This window comes from Lentimicrobium saccharophilum (assembly GCF_001192835.1).
In the GTDB taxonomy this organism is placed as follows: Bacteria; Bacteroidota; Bacteroidia; order Bacteroidales; family Lentimicrobiaceae; genus Lentimicrobium; species Lentimicrobium saccharophilum.
In genome coordinates this window covers 1,498,292-1,518,025 of sequence record NZ_DF968182.1, presented here as the reverse complement: position 1 = coordinate 1,518,025, position 19,734 = coordinate 1,498,292, and the positions used below count along the sequence as shown (strand labels likewise).

Annotated in this window: 17 protein-coding genes; 4 read left to right on the top strand and 13 right to left on the bottom strand. The window is 42.1% G+C overall.

The window, feature by feature from the left end; translation table 11 throughout:
- Positions 1 to 52: 52 nt before the first annotated feature.
- The 5 genes from TBC1_RS05720 to TBC1_RS05700 all read right to left on the bottom strand — a co-directional run bounded on the left by TBC1_RS05720 (position 53) and on the right by TBC1_RS05700 (position 3,419).
- The gene (locus TBC1_RS05720) at positions 53 to 406 is read right to left on the bottom strand and encodes a hypothetical protein (protein ID WP_062039666.1); all 354 of its coding nucleotides are present in this window, start codon (positions 404 to 406) and stop codon (positions 53 to 55) included.
- Between the two features lie 793 nt (positions 407 to 1,199).
- Positions 1,200 to 1,532, bottom strand: coding sequence for a hypothetical protein (locus TBC1_RS05715; RefSeq protein WP_062039664.1), 333 nt, complete (start codon positions 1,530 to 1,532; stop codon positions 1,200 to 1,202).
- A gap of 676 nt (positions 1,533 to 2,208) precedes the next feature.
- Positions 2,209 to 2,334 (bottom strand): methyltransferase domain-containing protein, encoded by a 126-nt coding sequence (locus TBC1_RS18290; RefSeq protein ID WP_394330755.1) that lies wholly within the window; start codon positions 2,332 to 2,334, stop codon positions 2,209 to 2,211.
- Positions 2,335 to 2,461: 127 nt separating this feature from the next.
- On the bottom strand, positions 2,462 to 2,848 hold the full coding sequence (locus tag TBC1_RS05705; RefSeq protein WP_062042815.1) for a hypothetical protein: 387 nt from the start codon (positions 2,846 to 2,848) through the stop codon (positions 2,462 to 2,464).
- Positions 2,849 to 3,011: 163 nt separating this feature from the next.
- Positions 3,012 to 3,419, bottom strand: coding sequence for a hypothetical protein (locus TBC1_RS05700; RefSeq protein ID WP_062039662.1), 408 nt, complete (start codon positions 3,417 to 3,419; stop codon positions 3,012 to 3,014).
- A 378-nt stretch (positions 3,420 to 3,797) separates the two neighbouring features.
- Here TBC1_RS05700 and TBC1_RS05695 point away from each other — a divergent pair, with 378 nt between their 5' ends.
- Positions 3,798 to 4,961: an IS4 family transposase gene (locus TBC1_RS05695; protein WP_062039660.1), complete on the top strand. Its 1,164-nt coding sequence runs from the start codon at positions 3,798 to 3,800 to the stop codon at positions 4,959 to 4,961.
- A gap of 355 nt (positions 4,962 to 5,316) precedes the next feature.
- Here TBC1_RS05695 and TBC1_RS05685 read toward each other — a convergent pair whose 3' ends face one another.
- The 5 genes from TBC1_RS05685 to TBC1_RS05665 form a co-directional block, all read right to left on the bottom strand.
- Positions 5,317 to 6,486: a cation:proton antiporter gene (locus TBC1_RS05685; RefSeq protein ID WP_062039656.1), complete on the bottom strand. Its 1,170-nt coding sequence runs from the start codon at positions 6,484 to 6,486 to the stop codon at positions 5,317 to 5,319.
- A 468-nt stretch (positions 6,487 to 6,954) separates the two neighbouring features.
- Positions 6,955 to 7,482 carry a hypothetical protein gene (locus TBC1_RS05680; RefSeq protein WP_062039654.1) on the bottom strand — a complete coding sequence of 176 codons (528 nt, stop codon included), beginning with the start codon at positions 7,480 to 7,482 and terminating at the stop codon, positions 6,955 to 6,957.
- A 9-nt stretch (positions 7,483 to 7,491) separates the two neighbouring features.
- Positions 7,492 to 8,037 carry a YcxB family protein gene (locus tag TBC1_RS05675; protein WP_062039652.1) on the bottom strand — a complete coding sequence of 182 codons (546 nt, stop codon included), beginning with the start codon at positions 8,035 to 8,037 and terminating at the stop codon, positions 7,492 to 7,494.
- A 256-nt stretch (positions 8,038 to 8,293) separates the two neighbouring features.
- Positions 8,294 to 10,201 carry a beta-L-arabinofuranosidase domain-containing protein gene (locus TBC1_RS05670; RefSeq protein WP_082189495.1) on the bottom strand — a complete coding sequence of 636 codons (1,908 nt, stop codon included), beginning with the start codon at positions 10,199 to 10,201 and terminating at the stop codon, positions 8,294 to 8,296.
- Complete coding sequence (locus TBC1_RS05665) at positions 10,198 to 12,357, bottom strand: GH92 family glycosyl hydrolase (RefSeq protein WP_062039648.1); 2,160 nt, start codon at positions 12,355 to 12,357, stop codon at positions 10,198 to 10,200. Before TBC1_RS05665 ends, TBC1_RS05670 begins: the two co-directional genes overlap by 4 nt.
- Positions 12,358 to 12,487: 130 nt before the next feature.
- Between TBC1_RS05665 and TBC1_RS05660 the strand changes: the two genes are divergently transcribed.
- Complete coding sequence (locus TBC1_RS05660; protein WP_062039646.1) at positions 12,488 to 13,333, top strand: AraC family transcriptional regulator; 846 nt, start codon at positions 12,488 to 12,490, stop codon at positions 13,331 to 13,333.
- 191 nt (positions 13,334 to 13,524) lie between these two features.
- Here the strand turns inward: TBC1_RS05660 and TBC1_RS05655 are convergent, their stop codons facing one another.
- The 3 genes from TBC1_RS05655 to TBC1_RS05645 all read right to left on the bottom strand — a co-directional run bounded on the left by TBC1_RS05655 (position 13,525) and on the right by TBC1_RS05645 (position 17,503).
- On the bottom strand, positions 13,525 to 14,706 hold the full coding sequence (locus TBC1_RS05655) for a hypothetical protein (RefSeq protein WP_137305465.1): 1,182 nt from the start codon (positions 14,704 to 14,706) through the stop codon (positions 13,525 to 13,527).
- Between the two features lie 295 nt (positions 14,707 to 15,001).
- Positions 15,002 to 15,655, bottom strand: coding sequence for a phosphoribosylanthranilate isomerase (locus TBC1_RS05650; protein ID WP_062039642.1), 654 nt, complete (start codon positions 15,653 to 15,655; stop codon positions 15,002 to 15,004).
- 120 nt (positions 15,656 to 15,775) lie between these two features.
- Complete coding sequence (locus tag TBC1_RS05645) at positions 15,776 to 17,503, bottom strand: aromatic amino acid hydroxylase (RefSeq protein WP_062042812.1); 1,728 nt, start codon at positions 17,501 to 17,503, stop codon at positions 15,776 to 15,778.
- Between the two features lie 51 nt (positions 17,504 to 17,554).
- On the opposite strand from TBC1_RS05645, the gene TBC1_RS05640 reads away from it, so the two are divergent.
- Together TBC1_RS05640 and miaA are read left to right on the top strand one after the other, a co-directional pair.
- The gene (locus tag TBC1_RS05640; protein ID WP_062039640.1) at positions 17,555 to 18,802 is read left to right on the top strand and encodes a glycosyltransferase family 2 protein; all 1,248 of its coding nucleotides are present in this window, start codon (positions 17,555 to 17,557) and stop codon (positions 18,800 to 18,802) included.
- Positions 18,799 to 19,725, top strand: a complete 927-nt coding sequence (gene miaA / locus TBC1_RS05635; protein ID WP_062039638.1) for a tRNA (adenosine(37)-N6)-dimethylallyltransferase MiaA — start codon at positions 18,799 to 18,801, stop codon at positions 19,723 to 19,725. The genes TBC1_RS05640 and miaA overlap by 4 nt, the downstream gene beginning before the upstream one ends.
- Positions 19,726 to 19,734 lie beyond the last annotated feature (9 nt).

The following is a 19,734-nucleotide window of genomic DNA, read 5'->3' as shown; positions in this document are numbered from 1 at the left end:
CGACATGGCGAAATCCGCGCCACGTCAGGATAATAATGGTAATGCAGAAAAATCAGCGGACGGATGGCGGGCCGCGCAATCCATGGGCGGCGGGGATGCCGCTGATGCTGAAGGATTGCGGGCAGTATTCGGGAAGTGATTGCCCTGAAAACTGTGGTTTAAACAGGAATTCACACTCCTGCGTGTTGAGATCGGGTGACTGAAGAAAATCGACCGATGGCAGGTCCTGCGCCACCGTAATGGTTTCCTCGCGCTTGCTCAGGATGCCGTTGGGGATCAGGTTCCGCCCCCAGATATGGTGCTGATGGAAGTTGATCAGCGAGCCGAGATAAATCCAGAAAACAAGGAAAGCGGTCGCCAGAACGGCAACTTTTCCTGCTCTTCTTGTATATGCGGATTTGTTCATGTCATCGGCCCGGTCCTGTTGTCGGAAGCCCGGCTGCTACAAAAGTAATATTTTAGATTAAAAGTAAACGCAAAATCCGGCCCTGACTGAGAAATATCAGTAAATATCCGAACATATGTTCATAAATAGGTTGATGGATGTAACCGGATGGATGTTTTGTCATGGAAACTCAGGAATTACGATCGCATATCCCCCGACTGTTGCCGCATAGCCAACGGGACACGAATGCGTGAATTAAAAGCCACGATCCCGATAGCGATTGGGACACGAATTTAATTGCCACCAAAGCACAGAAACACTGAAACCCGCAGTTTTTTTTGAATTTTTGAACCGATCCCGATAGCTATCGGGAGAGCTCAGCGGAGCTAATCTTTGAATATCGGATGGTTTCGGCTCCGCTCAACCACCGAAATAATCTTTGAATTTTTGAACCGACCGAAGGGAGCTCAGCGGAGCTAATCTTTGAATATCGGATGGTTTCGGCTCCGCTCAACCACCGAAATAATCTTTGAATTTTTGAACCGACCGAAGGGAGCTCAGCGGAGCTAATCTTTGAATATCGGATGGTTTCGGCTCCACTCAACCACCGAAATAATCTTTGAATTTTTGAACCGACCGAAAGGAGCTCAGCGGAGCTAATCTTTGAATATCGGCTGGTCTCGGCTCCGCTCGACCACCGCCGCTCAACCACCGAAATAATCTTTGAATCTTTGAATCCTTATGCCACGAATGCTTGCATATGAATTTTCCTTACCAGAACAGTCCCCCTCAGCTCACTCAGGGGTAGAATCGTTCAGATATAGGTAAAACCGCTGTAATCAATTCCGTGGAACTTTAGAAACTTTTCAAAAAGTGTGTAAGCCTCGTTTACTCCAAAACGATCTTTTATGGCCTCCAGCAAAGCCTCCCGGTTGTCCTGCTCCAGGCCGAGAATTTCATAGAGTTTCATTACCTCCTTTGGCTCAATGGTGATGGTGTATTCGTAATCCGAATCGCCCCAAGAATTATTTACCGATTTACCGATATCATACCCGTCGAGGATCAACTGCCCGCTTCCGTTAAAATAGAGTTCAATGTTAATTTTGATATCGGGCCTTTCGAGGAAGTAGAGGGTGACTTTTTGCATAGGAGATTAAGGTAGTTGTATTGATTGACTCAAGGGGTGGTTGGATTACGGTGGCGGTATGAAAAGTTGCCGATTGCGGGCGATTTCCTATCAAGTTAAACAAAGGTTGAAGCGGGCTACAAACCTTGAATTTACTACTTTCACGCCTGTTTGCTATATACATTACTTTGTGCTGCAATTTCTTGTCCTGTAATTTCTTTGCAATATAAGACCCGTAGTTATATTAGTCCTTGAATTTTTCATACAAATCAATCCCGGCTTTATTGTCATCAACTGCTTTTCCTGAAAGTTCTGAATTGTCGTTTCGGTTAAGATAAGCCTCAAATCTTGCCTCCATTGGTTTGTAATTGTTCTCAATCCAACTGTTTTGGCTGAAATAAATTATCCTGTAAGTGAATAACCATTGCTTTCCGGTTTCATGATTTTAGTGGAAGCAACATCAATTTCAGGATATTCCTCTTTCCGGAATTCTTCAATTTCCCGGGGTTGTGATTGGGTTGTCCGGGTAATCTCACTCACAGCCCGATAGCCACCGGCTTTCAAATAGTCTTTCCATTATTTCAGCCCGTTTTCAAAACAAATGTTATAAATCGCACCTTCTGACCATAAAAGGTCAAATTCATTTTTTTTGAAGGCAAATCGTCCATTGATATTTTAAGGGTAACGATTTTGTCCGTCAATCCTGATTTATAGATTTCTCATTGAGTTCATTCAATAACTCCGGGAAAAAGTCAACTGCTGTTATTTGTCCGATTAAATTTTCAGCCAAAGTATTGGTTTGTCCACCTGAACCGCAACCAATACCGGCTATTATAATTTTCTGCCGGAAGAAAATTCCAAAAAACCAAGTGCTTTCAGAGTGTCTTTTTCACTGCCTGGCCCTTGTCTCTCAGGGTTTTCAGGTAGGTCAATCATTAAATCCAATTCTGTTATATTTTTACCTTTTTAACGATTAACGAAGCCAGAAATGCTTCTAAAATACTTAACGGGATTGCAAAAGGTAAAATTCCAAACGGTAAAACATTCAGATTGCCAATCACAAGCCACATAAAAACGAACCCGACAAACCATGCAATAAAGGTTGTCTGCATCAATGTAAACTTCTTGGCAAAAATATATATGCTGATGGCAAAACATAATGACCATATTCCCCATATTATTCCATTAATTGGTTCGGATGGAAAATTCAATCCCATACTTTCATAATGGTCTGTCCAATATGATTTTAGCAAAAACTCATTTCTGACAAATTCGGATATGCTAATCCAGATTGTTGCTATCAGAACTGGCAAGATTGTTTTCTTAATCGTCTTCATTGTCATTGCTTATTTGTTTATAGCAGGCGTTTCCCATAGTTGCACACAACGGCCCGGCAATAAGAAACTTAGGGCATATCAAAGAACCAATCTATCAAGCTATTAAACTTTTTATTAAATGATATGTCGTTCAAATTTAGCACTTTTCTCCCTATGTTTTTTATTACGTGTTGTGTGGCGTATTTCTACTTTTTTTAATCGAGCTTTTGTCTATTAAAAACACTGGGACAAGCACAGAAATGTAAGCAAGAAAATCCCAAGTATCAAATGTTGAATCGTAAATCTTAAAATATTGCAAAGTTTCAATTCCAAAACACACTATCAGAAATATTACCAAAGTTCTATTTGGTGAAAAAAAACGTGTCCATGAATTGTTTGTTTTGTATGTGAAAAGTCCCCGAAATAATATATAATTCCAGGCAGGCCCTGCCATGTCAAGCAAGTATCCCTTCCAAAATTTTCCAAAATCAATCCAAATTGTCGATAATCCTAATATACCAAAAAATACAAGTGCTGCAGCCCAATATGGTGCATTCTTGTCATGTTTTGCATCAAAAGTTGATTCCTCCATATTTAAGGATTATGTTTTTCAAGTTTTTCCTCAATTCCATTGAGGATTTCTTTTATTTCATTGTGTCTTTTGTCCTGTTTAATTTGAAGCATAAAAATTTGAAATGCAATGGGAACAAGAATTACGATTATTACAGTTATTCCGGTCATGATTACTCCTCCTTTATTTAATTAATATTACTTTAATTTATCTGTTTAACAAAGTTATTTCCCGTTTTAGTTTTCTAATATGCCACGCAACGTATAAATATACTCAACTCATTAGTGTCCACTAAATTTTAACCAACGTTCTTTGAAATCCTTGACAGATCACGCTTTCAGAGCTTTTTGAGCTGGGAACGATTTGAATTGATTAGGTTTGCCGCAAAACCTGCAAACCATGAATCAAGGGAAATATGTTTTTGCTCAAATTGTAGAATTATTGCCGTACAAAGTGTTTGACAAGTATGTTAGCAAGTATCACGGCAACAAGCATGTACGGCATTTTAGTTGCTGGAACCAGTTGCTTTGTATGGTATTCGGCCAACTTACCAACCGGGATAGTTTGAGAGACTTGATTGTTGCAATCAATGCACATGGAGGCAAATCATATCACTTAGGTTTTGGGAAAAGTGTAACCCGGAGCAATCTGGCAAAAGCCAATGAAAAAAGGGATTACCGGATCTTTGAAGAATTTGCCTACCATCTGGTTGCCATAGCCCGTAAACAAAGACAAAATCATGACTTTAAGATTAAGGGACAGGTTTATGCTTTTGACTCTACCACCATTGACTTGTGTTTGAATGTCTTCTGGTGGGCTAAATTCCGCAAGCGAAAAGGAGGAATCAAACTGAATACACTGTTTGATGTCACAACCCAGATACCAGCATTTGTGCATGTCTCTGTGGCCGGGGCTCATGATGTAAACGCAATGGATATGCTTGTTTATGAGCCTGAAGCCTATTATATCTTTGATCGGGGCTATGTTGATTTTGAAAGACTCTACCGAATTACCCGGCATTCTGCATATTTTGTTGTCAGAGCAAAAACGAACCTTTGCTTTAAGCGTTTGTATTCGTTAAAAAGCAACAAAGAAACTGGGGTAAAAAGCGATCAAATCGGCAAGCTTACCGGCTTTTATGTATCCAAAGACTATCCTGAAAAACTCCGCAGGGTCAAGTTCTACGACAAAGAATCAGACAGGACTTTTGTTTTTCTTTCAAACAACTTTGAACTATCAGCCGAGGAGATTGCTTTCCTATACAAAAACCGATGGCAGATTGAGTTATTCTTCAAGTGGATCAAACAACATCTGAAGATCAAAGCATTCTGGGGTATAACAGAAAACGCTGTGCGTATTCAAGTATATTCGGCCATCATTTCATATTGTCTGGTCTCCATTGTTGGTTCCAGCTTGAAAATTGAACGGTCAACCTACGAAATTCTACAGGTATTGGGCATATCGTTACTAGACAAAACTCCTGTTAATGAGCTATTTAAAAACGTGAACTACCAAGATGTCAAAGAACCATTTTATAACCAACTGTCCCTCAGGCTAATTTAAGTGGACAGTAATGTACTCAACTAATTAGTCATTTAATTAATTACAATCATTTACAATCACTCGCTCCCGCTACCATCTCTTAATCCTTATCTGTATTCCAGGGGGGCAATCACCTCGAAAATTACAAAAGAATTCAAAATGTCTGGGAAATTCAATGAATATTTATGAAATTCTTTTATGCCGGAATATCCTGTCGATTCAACGGTTAACCTAAGTTGGATAATATGCGGGGTAAATGAAGAAAAAAGCCTGCCGCTGGCGGGATATATCGTGAGCATTATGTTCATCAGTCATCTCCTGCAGGGCCGTTTGCACTATACTTTTCGATTAAAACTGTGTTATTGCAGATTTTCAATCATTTCTTTTTAGACCTGGAAGCCATTAAGCCAAACATCATCAGCAACGAGGTCAGAACAATAACCTGAATAATAAGCGACTTGTTTACAATTGAAATTGTATGTGCAGGTTCAATGGAAAGAAAAAGTAAAATGGTAATAAGTCCTCTCGGCGCAACAAACAGTAATGGCAGCAAAGGGAGTCTGGAAAGTTTCAGCTGCACTGCGCGGAAAACGAAGATGAAAAACACAATGAACAATGTCCACCGGAGAGTTTCCGCATTTAACACCTCACCCGTCTCTATTAAGTAACCGAAAAGCAGAAAGAATAACGCCCTCACCAGAAACGTTCCTTCTATTGTCAATTCCCTGAATTTGATTACCTCCCTGTTTAACTCCTCAGGTTTGAATTTTTCAATCCATTTAAAGCGTTTCAGCTCGTCGAGGTTGCCGATTGACAGACCAAAGAGCAAAATAAAAATCAGTCCCGGGAGATGGTAGATTTCTGAAACGGCATAAATTAAGACTATCAGCAAAATAATAGGAACAAATTTAATATGGTGTTCAATTTTGCTCAGCAGAAATGAAAGTCCGATTGTTGCAACGAAAGAAACAGCCGTGATGATGATAAGCTGCAGCGCGAAGTTTCCAATTGAAAATCTGTCAATTATTTCGTTAAGTACAAGAAAGTTGAAAATAAGAACACCTGAAATGTCGGACAAACTGCTTTCATAAATCACAAACTCTTTGTTGACGGATGAGAGATTTCTGACGCTTGGAATTGCAATGGCACTGCTGATTACACAAAACGGAATTGCATTTGTCAGGCTGTCTTTAAACCCGAAGTTTCCGTAGTGTTGAAATGCAAATGCAAGAAAAAATGCCAGGGCAATCATTGAAATCAGTGCGCTGAAAATGGATTTTCTGATCAGCACGTACCTGGATTTGTTAAGTTCGAGTTCCAAAGAACCTTCCAGAACGATAAGAATTAATCCGATTGTCCCTAAGCCCGGCAGGGCGGGAGAAAGATCAGGAAGCTGAATGTCAAAGAATGTAGTCAGTTGTCTGACTGACCACCCTAATAGCAATAAAAGAATAACGGACGGAACTTTCGTTTTGGATGATGTCAGGTCAAATACATAAGCAATGAGTAAAAGAACGCAAAATGTTATGATAACGGTTACTGCCATTGCCTGTAGATATTTTTTTACTTATTGCGGGTCATTTTCTGTTCTGCACAGTCTTCAGAATATGGCCGCTAACGGGTAAATGGTTGGGCAAAGCATGCTGTTTAATGCGAACAGTCAGTTGCCCCTGCTTCCATATTTTATTTCCTTCTTATAAAAGAAGCATTTTTCTTCTTAAAAGTACAAAAAGAACACCAGCTTTTGATATTCTTATGCTGATTTTAATATTATCATATACTTTGATTAATGCATTCCGGACCAGTCTTTTGCGCAGCCTGTTGAGTTATTCTTGCCGGTCAGGGCGGGTTTTGGGTGTCGGTTTAACCGTCAATGGCCTCAAAAAACGCCTTTAGCTTTACGGCATCCGGTTTTCCATTGGTCCTTACCCCGCTGCAGAGGTCAAAGCCGAAAGACGCACCGGTGGGCTTTACCGCTCACCGGTGCGTCTACACGATTGTAAGCCGTTTTTATTTAGTTTTCAATGTTTTCTGTCTTTTTATCTATGTAATTAATCACCGCTTTACTATTGGTCATTAAAAGGTATCCAATAAGTGCTTTAATGAAATAAAAAATTATCCAGGAAAATTGAGGGCCTTCTCTAAATACAGATTTCTGCAGCATAAATGTGAAAATCTGTTTGCATAGCATTGGCAAAGCGTCAACGAGAATTAAACCTCCAATCACAATTGTCGCTATTGTTAAAACGGTCTTTAGCGTTATGTTTAAATCCAGTTTTTCTTCCTGAAATCCCTTATCTAACTTCAACTTTTCAATTAACCAATTTGAATTAAACACCAATAGTTTCAGTACAACAAAGTATAATCCGACCGTTAAAAGTAATATGGCGATGATATAAATAGCCGCAAAAAAGTTGTCCTGATGATTCTCTCCAAAAAATGCGAAAGCACTAATAAATTGAGGAATAACAGTCAATCCACTTAGAATTAGCCAAATCCCAAGGATTTTTAAAAATAGTGTCCAAAATGTTCTGATTGTCATTAGTTTAATTTATTTCCATTGCCAATCTAAGTCAATATTATGATTGATGCTCAGATCGTAAACGATTTTAGTTAGTATGTTATTTAATTCATTCATGTTTTCTATTCTATCTTTTGGGATAATCAATGATTCGCCCGATGAGAATTTAAGAAATACGTAATTATTGATTTCATTAATCTCTGCTATCTCTTTAATTTTCAGTCTGCTTTCTCCTATATAATCAGTTGTGATAATATACTCTTCATTAAAATCCAATGTAATCGGCTTGCCGAATCTATTTTGATAGTTTTCGTCAATGTATTTTTCAAAATGGCGAACATACCTTTTTTTCATAAAGTACGGATGCAGAAAATACCACGCAACACCAACTCCAATAAATATAATGGCAAAAATCAAGTCAGCGAGTGCAAAAAGGAGAAGTCCTAAAATGAAGTAAATCATTGGCACCCTAATTCTGGAGTTTTTTCTACTCTTTATTATCCTCTCCGATTTAGAGGCGGCAAAAAGCTGATACTTTAAAAAATCAATTTTTTCTAATGTGTATTCTATTCTCATGTAGGTGTCGTTTTTCGGTCCTAAAAAGGGCTACAGCGTTTTGCGTTATGGTTAGTAAGGGATTACGGTCTCTTTACCTGCCATGTTACAGCAAATTCCAGAGCGGGTTATTACCCACTGAAAACCTGCTGAAACTCTTATTAACTAAACCGCGTGTTGCGCCTCTGTGCTTTATTAAAATCAATAAATCAAGAACTTGCCGGGTTGTTGCAAATAGTTTATTAAACAATCAAATATAGTCAATAAAAATGCTTTGTTACATGAAAGATGTCTGTCGCAAAATGGTTTTCCCTATTGGTAATAGTTCTGCTTTTTCTAACTTTCCTGTATTTTGATTAATTAATTTTGTCTGTATTTTTCCATTTTTATAATTAATTTTTACGCCCTCTTTGAATAAATATTTTACTGGCTCCACAGGTTCATATGTAAAATCAGCCAGATTGTCTATATAATTTTTCCCGTCGATTTCCTTTGCTTCAATTGGCAAAGAATAAAGCAAAGCACCATAGGTAAAATAATGAAAACCCGTATTAGCTGTTTTTATTTGAATGTCTGTTTCAAATGAAATATCCACATAATCATTTTGGGAAAAATCTCTTTCAATTACAATATAATCATTTTCAATTGTGTATTTTTCATTCGTTTTTATCTTTTTTACCCAGACAGGTTTCCTGATTTTAAGTGTAAATTTTGATCGGTTTGCTTGTATTATTTTAAATCTAAAATCATTTTCGTGAGGATATTGTGTTATATTTTCAATTTCTATTTTATTTCCATTGAGAGTGGTTTCCAGAATATTCGGCATTAATAACGTTGCAACCAAAGTTTTTTCGTTTTCTTTCATCCAGGAATTTTGAACAAAATAAGGTGAAATCCTACCTGCATTCGGATTACAACAAACAGCAACATCCTGATGAGCGGGCGAGTATTTATATCTTGTTTGTTTTCTGCCCGGCTCAATCTCACCATTTTTTGTACCCAACATTTCATATGAATTGTCAGTTTTTAAATAGGCAATGCATGAATGATATGGATTTCTTGCACCTTGTGCTGCATTATAAAAAATGTTCTCTATTGCATCACCTATTTCAGCTTTACCGGATTTTTGAAATAACAAACAATAGCTGTCCAATAATTCCTGTAACGAACAATACTCATAACCTGTATTCGTTTCATCAGCATTCCGTTCGCTAATCCATTCATCACCAATAGCACCTCCACTTATGGTGGTTGCGTTTTTAATTCTTTCCAAATAGATTTTTAACGCATCATCCAGTTGTTTGTCATTGGAGGCATATTTTGCAATAATTAAAGCTCTTAAGTGTTCAAAAGTGTGTACACCATGTGATTTAAGTTTATAATCCGGATTCAAAATATTTTTTAATTGAGCATCGGCTTCCGATTGATAAGTGTTTGAAAAATCATGATAGAGAAACAGAGCATAATCTCTGTACTTTTTATTTTGAGTAAGATAATACATTCTTTCCAATACATCGGTAAAAGTTAAACCATGTGAAACACCACCATTGAATGAAGTTCCGGAACTAAATGGGCTTGAAACATTGATGGGATAATTTTCCATAACATTTGCAACGGCTCTTTCAACAGCCATAAAAACTTGTTCGTCTTTTGTATATTCGTAATATGCCAGCAGGCCCCGGTACAAAGTTGCTTTTGACCAGAGTTCGCCATTTTCAGAATTGAACTTGTATCGTATCTCTTTATCATAAATGCCTAAATATCCATCTTCATCCTGTGTAGCTAAAATGCGTTCAACATAGTTCTTTACTTTGTCAATATCCACTTCATCATTTAATAATATAATATTTCGCAGATAACCATCCCTCCAGTTTGATTGCGTTTCGCTGTTCCACCATTTGTATTGTTCGTCGCCGGCGGCATCACCTTCTTTCAGATTTCCCAGGTCTTTAGCCTTGCTATTTTTCCCCAATCTTCCTGATGCATAAATAGGGTCGTTAATTAGTTCAGGAACAATTCTGTCGAGGTTTCCCACAAAACCGTTCATATCTTCTTGCATTTGTGCTTTGAGCCAACCTCCGGGCTTAATACTTCCGAAAGGAAAAGAATTGAATTTTTCTGCTGTTTGTTGAGCAATCAGTTGCATGAAGCTAAGAAGTAAAAAAGATAGTATTGCAGTTCTCATTTGGTTGTCATTTTGAAGGTTATGTTGCCACCATTCATAATATCTTGGTAAGTTATAAATGGATCATTGATTATATTTCCATTCAAAAAACGAGCTTCATTAAAAATGGCTTGTTCAGAAAAGTCTTTGGCTTCAATGGTAAATCTTTTGTTTTGAGGTAGATGAATGGTGGCTTTTTTCAATTGTGGGCTCCCCAGAACAAACTCGCCATTTGCAGGATTGATGGGATAAAATCCCAGTGTTGAAAGTATATACCAGGCGCTCATTTGGCCGCAATCATCATTGCCAATCATACCATCAGGAGTATTGTTATGAAATTCATTGATTACTTGATGAATATATTTTTGTCCGGATGTGGGTTCGTTGCTGTAAGCATATAAATAGATAATGTGATGGCTTGGTTCGTTGCCATGGGCATATTGCCCAATCATGGCTTCCTGCCCCAAAAACTTATCAGGATTTATGGCTTCAGTGGTAAAAAACGCATTCAATTTTTTGGTAAAATTTTCTGTCCCACCCAAAAGCTCTGTTATTCCTTCAATATCATATTGGGTTGGTGTCCAAAAATATTGCCAAGCATTGGCTTCTGTGTAATCACCGGGGTTGTTCATTGGAGAGGTTGCCATTAATGGGTTGAAAGGTTTTCGCCAATTTCCTTTGCTGTCTTTTCCTCTGAAAAATGAAGTTTCTTTATCATAAATATTTTGGTAATACTTGGCTCTTTTTTTGAAAGTATTCAGTACATCGGTTTGGTTTAATTTTTTTGCCATTTCAGCAACACACCAATCATCATAACCACTTTCCAATGTTCTGGAAACAGCTTCGTTATCCAATTTATCGAAAGGATAATAACCATATTGATTATACAACTCCCAATCGGAATTAATATGCGAAATGGTTGAAGTTTCTACCATTGCATTTAATGCTTCACTGGCATCAAAACATTTAAACCCATTTTGATAAGCAGACAATATCATTGGAATGGAATGATTGCCAATCATACAATAATTGTCCTGACCCCATGCTGTCCAAATCGGCAAAAAACCTTTGGCTTTGTGATGGATAAGCATCGTTTGAACAATACCATTAATTTTCTCCGGAGCTAAAATTTGCAGGAGAGGAAACGCACCACGATATATGTCCCAGATAGAAAGCGTTGAATAGTATTCTTTGTTGGGCGCTATAGCAATTTTATCGTCAACACCACGGTATTTCCCGTCAACATCGGCAATATTGGAGGGTTGTAAAAATAAATGATACATTGAAGTATAGAATATTTCTTTTTGTTTCTTTGGTGCTTCAATGCTGATTCTGCTCAAATATTCTTCCCAGGCTTTAAGATTGTCTTGACACAATTTCTCAAAATCCCAATGCGGAATTTCGCTTTGCATATTCAGTTTTGCACCATCTATTGAAACAGAAGACAATGCAATTTTAACCTTTAAACGTCTATTCTTTGCAAGTAAAAAATTAAGCAGGTATGTCGGGGCTTTTTCGTTTTCTTTATTGGCAAGAAGCGTTGATTTTACAAAAGATTGGTCAAAAGTTATTGTAAAAAAGTATTTTCTATTCACCCAATTTTGAGTGGAGCAATATCCTGAAATGGTATTGTTATTTTCAACATTTACATCGCTTTCAACGACCAATGCTTTTTGATTAATTTCATCAAAAACAAAACGCAAACCGTGCTGCAAATCCACCAAAACCTGAGCTTCATTACCGGGAAAAGTATATTGATGAAAAGCCACTCTTTCCGAACAGGTGAGTTCAACTTTTACATCGTCTTTCTTGACTAAAGAATAGTATCCTACTTTCCCGGTTTCTGTGTTTTTAAAGTAGGAATTTTTTAATTTTTCTTTTTTCGGATTGATAGGAAGTAGCAGAACATCCCCCATTTCGTTTATTCCTGTTCCATTAAACCGGGTTTGTGAAAACCCCATCAATACAGTATCTTTAAACTGATAACCGCTGGTATAATTCCAGCCAAAATCCCGGTTGTCGGGTCCGGGTTGCACCATACCAAATGGCATGGAAGGTCCCGGAAAAGTGTGTCCTGTTCCGTCAGTTCCTATGAAAACATTTACATACCGGGAATTGCTTTGTGCATTTATCAATAAAGAAAAAGCCGAAAATAAAATAATGAGATATTTCTTCATTACGCGGATGAATTATTGAAAACAAATTTCAGGAACTCTGAAAAGTTTGTCATTGTCTAAATTAGCAGAAAATTGTGTAATATTACCAATTAATTAAGAATACTAAAGCTATATTGTTAATTATGGCAAAATGAAACCATCATTTGAACAAATAACAACAGGGATTGAAAACTCTTTTTCAGTTGTCGAATTAAATTTAAACCGCTTTGATGGGCCTTATCACTTCCATCCGGAAATAGAGCTCACTTGGATTCGAAATAGTTCGGGAAAACGGTTTGTGGGTATTAATATTTCTGATTATGAACCCGGCGATTTGGTTTTGTTGGGTGCAAATATTCCTCACTGTTGGCAAAGCATGAATGAATCATCGACTGATAATGCACAAGCAGTAGTCATTCAGTTTCGCTCCAATTTTGCAGGCGATGCCTTCCTGATGTTGCCTGAACTAAAGAAAATTCAGGAATTAATATTAAAATCGGAAGCCGGCATTATTATTCAGGGTGAAACAAAGCCTAAAATAATCTCAAAAATAAATCAATGCTTAACCGCCGATAAATTGCACAGAATACTGATTTTGATTGAAATTCTTGACCTGATTTCAAATTCAGAAGAAACAAAACTTATTGATCAACCACTCACGTGGCACAATAAATTATCAGCTGATAAAGAGCGCTTTCAGAATGTTTTCAGCTACCTGATTCAAAATTATCAGCATGATATTTCTCTGAAAACAGTAGCAGGAATTGCCAATATGTCTCCCAATGCTTTTTGCCGGTATTTCAAAAATGTAACGAGAAAAACACTTTTAGAAAGCGTAAGAGAACTCAGAATTAACCAGGCTTGTCAATTGCTTCGGAACACGGCAAAACCAATAAATGAAATTTGTTTTGAATCTGGCTTTGGAAACATATCCTATTTTAATAAAACATTCAAAGAAGTTACAGGATATACACCCTTACACTATCGAAACTTATAATATAATATCAGAGTATTGAATCATTCTGGACTTTGAGTATGGAGCATAACGGGGGGAGGTATGAAATCGTTGGGGATTACAGAGCACTTCACAGTCAACCAGGCATAAACTTTTATAGAAGCCCAAAGCTTGATTTAACCATTGAACCGCAACTTTTGGGTAAGTGCTGTTATGGCACGTTATTCTTTTCATTATCTGTCTTTTATCACTTTTAAATCCTTTGAAAAGTCAGAATATCGGTCGTCTTCTAATAGTCTTGTCCGAACTTCTATCAACTGTTCAATTAATGTGTCAGGAATATTATATCTTGCTCCCAAACTTCTACGTCTTTCCGTTTGTGTGAAATTTTGATATTTATCCCAATGTATTTCTGGTGTATTCACTAATTCAATCATTTCTCTTAAAATCTCGAAAAGTTCTTTTGTCTCGTTTGAGCTTCTTTCAAAATAGTCAAGTTGCTTCAAAATATCGTTAGGAAGTGCATATCGCCAATTTTCTATTGAGTTCCTTCTGTAATAATACCAACCGCCTTCTTTAAAGTTTCTGACAATTATCTTTTGAAGGATTATTGTGTCCATTGAGACAGGTCTGTCACTTGAAAATGCTTTTTTTACCATTGCAATTTGTTCCACAGAACTTTCAGTAATCTGTTTTTTCAAAATCTCAATGGTCTGTTCATCAAAGTCTACCCCATATTTTACCTTAGCAATTCTTATTTCTTGGTCAATATAGTTGTAGTCTTTTTCAAATCTTTGGTGGTATGCTGAATTGAGTTTTTCTTGATTAACTGTAGTTGTTAATTGAAGTGTAAATGCTGTCAGTATGCAAAAAAGGAACGATAGAAAAATCCATCTTCCTGCTTGGTAAACAAGTTTAACAGTAAACCAACTTTGCATAAATACCACAATTGGCATTAACACGAAAAGTATCCAGTATTCTTCATAAAGGTGTAAATGATTGTCGAAACCGGGGGTTCCGAATAATACAATTGGTAGGATTGAGCCAAACCGCGATATTATCATCAGAATGACCCAAAAAATTAAAAGTGCATTGGTAATTGAAAGCTGTTTATAAATTCTGTCTTTTCTCCGATTATGGTTCTTGTTCAGCATCCAAATCCAAATTGTGATTGAAAGTCCCAGCACAGTTGAAAGGAAAGAGAAGAAATAGTTAAAAAATAGAAGTTCATTTTCTTTTAAAATCAGCAAGTCCGCGGACATACTTGTCAATAGTCTAAGCGTTTCTCTTGAATGATTGAAAAACAATGAAATTGAAATTGCTGAAATCAGTCCTGCAACAATTCCAGTCCAAAATCTCTGTCGACCGATATTCTGAATTGATATTTTTTCTTTTCTAAATCGAATGTTTGTCATTTAGCTCTGTCTTTCTATAATGTGCCATAACTCGAAAATATCCTCCACAAACTAGTCATTTAATTAATTACACGCAATTACAATCATTTGCCCCCGCTTCCATTTCCATATCTTTATCTATATTGCAGGGTGCTTATTACCCCCGAAAGTTACAAAGGAAACCCATATGTCAAGAATATTCAATGGAATTTTGAATATTTTTTGCACTGCCGTTTAAGCATTCCATCCCGGGCTCTGGTGTGGCCGTCAGGAAATTTTTCGGAATCCTGCACCGGGCAATGGTATTGTTAGCTGTTTAGATGTCAATGGCCTCAAAAAACGCCTTTAGCTTTACGGCATCCAGTTTCCCGTTGGTCCTTACCCCGCTGCAGAGGTCGAGGCCGTAGGGCTGCACCGCTTCTATGGCCTGTTTTACATTGCCGCTGTGGAGTCCGCCGGCCAGAAAAACGGGTACGGTGACCGAGCGGGTGATTTCGCGGCTGATCTCCCAGTTGTGGGTGCGGCCGGTGCCGCCCAGCACCTTTACCGGCAGGCCGGGATTGCCGCTGTCGAGCAGCAGGGCATCCACAAAAGCGGCAGCTTCTGTGGCCTCGTTTAGTGAGTTGTGGTCGCTTACATGGATCACCTGCACCAGCTTTACATAGGGCAGTTCGCGGCGAAGCGCCTCGTAAGCGCCTGCTTCCGGTTTGTCAACCAGCTGAATAACGGAGGTGTAAACTTTTTTGTAATGCCTGATAATATCCGTGGCACTGGTTTCACTGGTCAGCAGAAAGGTGGAGACCGGCGGCGGCACCGCGCCGGCAATGCGGTGGATCAGTTCATCGCCGATCACCCCCGGTCCGCTGGGCATCTGTCCCACCAGACCCAATGCGGAAGCCCCCGCATCCATGGCTGCTTTCGCCTCTTCAATGCTGCCGATGCAGCAGACTTTTACCCTTGGCCTTGTCATACCTGCTCAATGATAAGTACATAAGTTTGCTTCCGCGGGTTCAGGGAAGCAGGCCCAAAATTAAGTAAAACGGAGCAGTTGTAAAGGTTGTAAACTTACATTTCACGGGAATCCGCTGCACTACTGCATAAGCAGGGCAGCATCCCCGGTCAGACGGGCAAGTTCTTCATCCTTATCCGCCAGGGTGCGCAGGTGGTGGCGGAGTTGCAGCTGCACTTCCGGTTCGGAGGCGGTTTCGCTCAGCAGTTCCAGCAGTTCGGTCATCAGCAGCCATTCGCCGGGGTAACGGTTGAGCAGCTCCCCGGCCAGGGCTGCGGCATCGAAAGTCAAAGCCTTGTTTTCGCGCTTGTCCCTTACCTGCTGGTAGAGCCGGTGCAGGGCCAGGGCTTCGGGGGTATGTTCAATTTTATGGGTGCGTTCGGCCGGGGCTTCAAACAGGTAGCCGAAAGCTTCCGGATCGGCCGGTCCGGGCCAGGCCGAGGTAACGGATTCACCCACGGCCATATCATACATGCCCCATTCCGGCCTGAACAGGGTTTCCTGTCCGAGGGTAACGGTGCAGCCGGAGAAGCCCAGGATCAGGGTGCGCCCGTTCCGCCTGATGATATATTCAAGCATGCCTTCCGCCTTTACGCCGCTTTCAAATGTAAGGCTTACCCGTTTGCCGGGGATAATGCCGGCGTCGGCCAGCGCCCCTTCGTCCATGGTTTCGGGTTTCAGTCCGCCGGCAAGCCTGCCTGCCGGGCTGCCAAAGCCGTGGGGGTGGCTGGCTTTACCCTGCCCCTCAAATTCTTTATTCTGATGGCAGAGGCTTGTCGGCCCTGTTGTTTTCAGGTATATAACTTCGTTGTCGCGGATAACGGAGCCGCTGAAGGTGCCGCTGATCTGCAGGCCGGAGCTGAGCTCCACGGTGGCGGTATTCCCCGAGGCTTCCGCTTTGGTGAGCGCATAGGCGCCGCCCCTGCGCAGGGCCATGCCGTCGGCAAACTGATTGAGCACGGTGTTCAGGTGGTTAAAATCAGGGGTGACAAACAACTGTGGCTGCTGGGTGGTGATGTCGAAGCTGATACCGGCGGCATCAATGGAATAGGGGAGTTTCTTCACCCGGGGTTTCAGGCAGTTCATGCTTTCGCCAATGGAAGAGAGCAGCCCTGCCCCGTAAATCTTAAAGTTTTCCGTATCGCCGATCAGCCCGTACTCCACGGTCCACCAGTGCAGGTTGCGGATCAGCGCCATCTCGCTGGGTTCGCCCATATTTTGTTCGAGCAGGGCCAGGCGGGCTTCCGCCTGTTCAATTTTTCGGGCAGGGGTATAGGGATCCGCTTTCAGGATGGAAAGGTGGCGGATGGCTTCGTACAATTCATAATCGCGGGCCGAGGAGAAGGCTTTGGCGCCGATCTCTCCGAAAAACCGGAGGTATGCGGCATATTCGGGGTCGGCGATGATGGGGGCATGGCCGGCCGCTTCGTGGATGATATCGGGCGCCGGGGTGTAGGCGATCTGGTCGGAGGGGCGTATATCGGCGGCGATCACCAGCACATTGTAAGCCTGGAATTCCATAAACGCCGCCGGAGGGATAAATCCGTCGACCGCCACGGCCGCCCAGCCGATCTCCTTCAGGATGCGGTTCATGCCGTACATATGGGGGATGGTGTCGATGCTGATCCCGGTTTTCCGGAGGCCTTCGGTGTAAGAGCCATGCGCGTGCCGGCTCAGGAAACGCACGTTCTGCCGCATCACGTAGCGCCACACCGCGTGATCCTGCGCGGTATAGGAATGATAAGGCTGATCAATCACCAGGCCCAGCAGGTGGCGGGGCAGTTTCTCCAGTACTTCATTCAATTCCATAGAAAGGTTCTTTACTTTTGCAATTTTCAGATCCCTGCCGTGACCGGAAATATGCAAAAAACGACATCTGTTTATACTAACAAGCAACCCCGGCCGAAAGTTTACGCCACCCTGCCGGTGCTGAACGAATCGGAGAATATCCGGCAGCTGATCGCTGATATCCGGGCGCAGGATTATCCGGACTGGATGCTGCTGGTGTGTGTCAATCAGCCTGAACATTGGCACGAACTGGAAGATAAGGCCGCCGTCTGCCGCGATAACGCCCTCACCATGGAATATCTGGCTGGCCTGGGGGATGCGCGCATCATGGTGATCGATCGCAGCAGCCGGGGCAAGGGGTGGATCGGTCGCCGACACGGGGTGGGCTGGGCCAGGAAAACGGCCATGGATGCCGCTGCCGGGATGGCCGGGGATGGGGATGTGATCCTGAGTATGGACGCCGATACCCGATACCTGCCGGGCTATTTCGCTTCGGTGGTGCAGGCGCTGCGACGTCATCCCGGAGCCATGGGGTTTTCGGCCCCCTATTATCACCGGCTTACCGGCGATGAAACCGCCGACCGCTGCATATTGCGCTACGAGCTTTATATGCGGAATTATGCCATCAATATGATGATCATCCGGAATCCCTATTGTTTTTCGGCCATAGGATCGGGCATGGCCTGCACGGCGGCCGTTTACCGGAAGGTGGGCGGACTCACGCCCAAAATGAGCGGGGAGGACTTCTATTTTATCCAGAAACTCCGCAAGGCCGGTCCGGTGATTATCGGCAGTGAAGTGGAAATTTACCCTGCGGCCCGCTTCTCCGACAGGGTTTATTTTGGCACCGGTCCCGCCATGATCCGCGGCAGGGAGGGCCGTTGGGACAGCTATCCGGTTTACGCCATGGAGAGTTTCGGCAGGATTGCCGCCACTTATGCACTGTTTCCGGAGCTTTATAAGCGTGATTTACCGGTTCCCCTGGATGATTTTCTTTTGCAGCTGAGCGATGGCGGCTCTTTCCGGGAACCCTTACGCGCCAACTCGACTTCGGCGGAAGCCTTTACCAGGGCCTGTATGCAGCGGCTCGACGGCCTGCGGATACTGCAGTTCCTGAAGGCTGACAATGAAAACTATCCCCTTACGGACGAAGAGAAGTTATCCGCGCTGCTTGCATCAGAGGTATTTACCGATGCCGAAAGAACCGGCTTGCCCGTGTTGCGGCGGTTTGACGAATGCACGGTACAGGAACTGGATGCCATCCGCAACGCACTTGCCGCAAAAGAGCGTAAATTGCAGCAGCAAATACAACTGGCATGAACGCTGAACGCATGATTTTTATCCTTGGCCCCACCGCGACGGGCAAAACGCGGGTTGCGGCCCTGGCCGCCAGTGCGCTGGGGGCTGAAGTAATCTCGGCCGACTCACGGCAGGTATACCGGGGTATGGACCTCGGCAGCGGCAAGGATATGGAGGATTATGTGGTGGAAGGGGGGCGGGTGCCCGCCCATCTGATCGATATTGCCGATGCCGGCAGCCGCTACAGTATCTATGATTACAGCAGGGATTTCGACAGGGCGGTGCGGGAGATCACCCAACGAAGCCGCCCGGTGGTGGTTTGCGGGGGCAGTGGAATGTACCTCGAAACGGCCCTCGGCCTGTACAGCCTGGCCGAAGCGCCCGAAGACCCCGTGTTCAGGGAGAAGGCCGCCGGCATGAGCGATGAAGCCCTGGCGCAGATGCTTCAGGGACTTTCGGATCTGCACAATACCACCGACCTCACCGACCGCGGACGGCTGATCAGGGCCATAGAAGTAGCCATGGCGGATAACGACAGGGATCATGATTTTCCGCAGAGGATTGTTAAGGCCAACAGACAGCTGATCTTCGGCATCAGCATGCCCCGGGTGCTGATCCGCGAAAGGATTACGGCACGGCTTAAAGCCAGACTGGAGGCGGGGATGTTGAATGAAGTCAGTCAATTATTAAACAGCGGGGTGTCTCCTGAAGACCTCAGGTATTACGGGCTGGAATACAGGTACCTGACCATGCACCTGACAGGAGAAATCAGTTATGACGAGATGTTCAGCAGCCTGAACACCGCTATTCACCAGTTTGCCAAGCGGCAGATGACCTGGTTCAGAAGGATGGAAAAAAAAGGCCTGAAAATCAGGTGGCTGGATGGAATGAACGGCCCGGAATTCAACGCGGAGATCATCGCCGCTGCTTACAGGGATAATTAGTTTTCATGT

Coding starts and splice junctions, on each gene's coding strand:
- TBC1_RS05675 (WP_062039652.1), bottom strand. CDS start 8,037: ATGAGAATAGAATACACATTAGAAAAAATTGATTTTTTAAAGTATCAG.
- TBC1_RS05650 (WP_062039642.1), bottom strand. CDS start 15,655: ATGACAAGGCCAAGGGTAAAAGTCTGCTGCATCGGCAGCATTGAAGAG.
- TBC1_RS05680 (WP_062039654.1), bottom strand. CDS start 7,482: ATGACAATCAGAACATTTTGGACACTATTTTTAAAAATCCTTGGGATT.
- TBC1_RS05695 (WP_062039660.1), top strand. CDS start 3,798: ATGAATCAAGGGAAATATGTTTTTGCTCAAATTGTAGAATTATTGCCG.
- miaA (WP_062039638.1), top strand. CDS start 18,799: ATGAACGCTGAACGCATGATTTTTATCCTTGGCCCCACCGCGACGGGC.
- TBC1_RS05700 (WP_062039662.1), bottom strand. CDS start 3,419: ATGGAGGAATCAACTTTTGATGCAAAACATGACAAGAATGCACCATAT.
- TBC1_RS05645 (WP_062042812.1), bottom strand. CDS start 17,503: ATGGAATTGAATGAAGTACTGGAGAAACTGCCCCGCCACCTGCTGGGC.
- TBC1_RS05660 (WP_062039646.1), top strand. CDS start 12,488: ATGAAACCATCATTTGAACAAATAACAACAGGGATTGAAAACTCTTTT.
- TBC1_RS05715 (WP_062039664.1), bottom strand. CDS start 1,532: ATGCAAAAAGTCACCCTCTACTTCCTCGAAAGGCCCGATATCAAAATT.
- TBC1_RS05670 (WP_082189495.1), bottom strand. CDS start 10,201: ATGAGAACTGCAATACTATCTTTTTTACTTCTTAGCTTCATGCAACTG.
- TBC1_RS05720 (WP_062039666.1), bottom strand. CDS start 406: ATGAACAAATCCGCATATACAAGAAGAGCAGGAAAAGTTGCCGTTCTG.
- TBC1_RS05665 (WP_062039648.1), bottom strand. CDS start 12,357: ATGAAGAAATATCTCATTATTTTATTTTCGGCTTTTTCTTTATTGATA.
- TBC1_RS05640 (WP_062039640.1), top strand. CDS start 17,555: ATGCAAAAAACGACATCTGTTTATACTAACAAGCAACCCCGGCCGAAA.
- TBC1_RS05655 (WP_137305465.1), bottom strand. CDS start 14,706: ATGACAAACATTCGATTTAGAAAAGAAAAAATATCAATTCAGAATATC.
- TBC1_RS05685 (WP_062039656.1), bottom strand. CDS start 6,486: ATGGCAGTAACCGTTATCATAACATTTTGCGTTCTTTTACTCATTGCT.
- TBC1_RS05705 (WP_062042815.1), bottom strand. CDS start 2,848: ATGAAGACGATTAAGAAAACAATCTTGCCAGTTCTGATAGCAACAATC.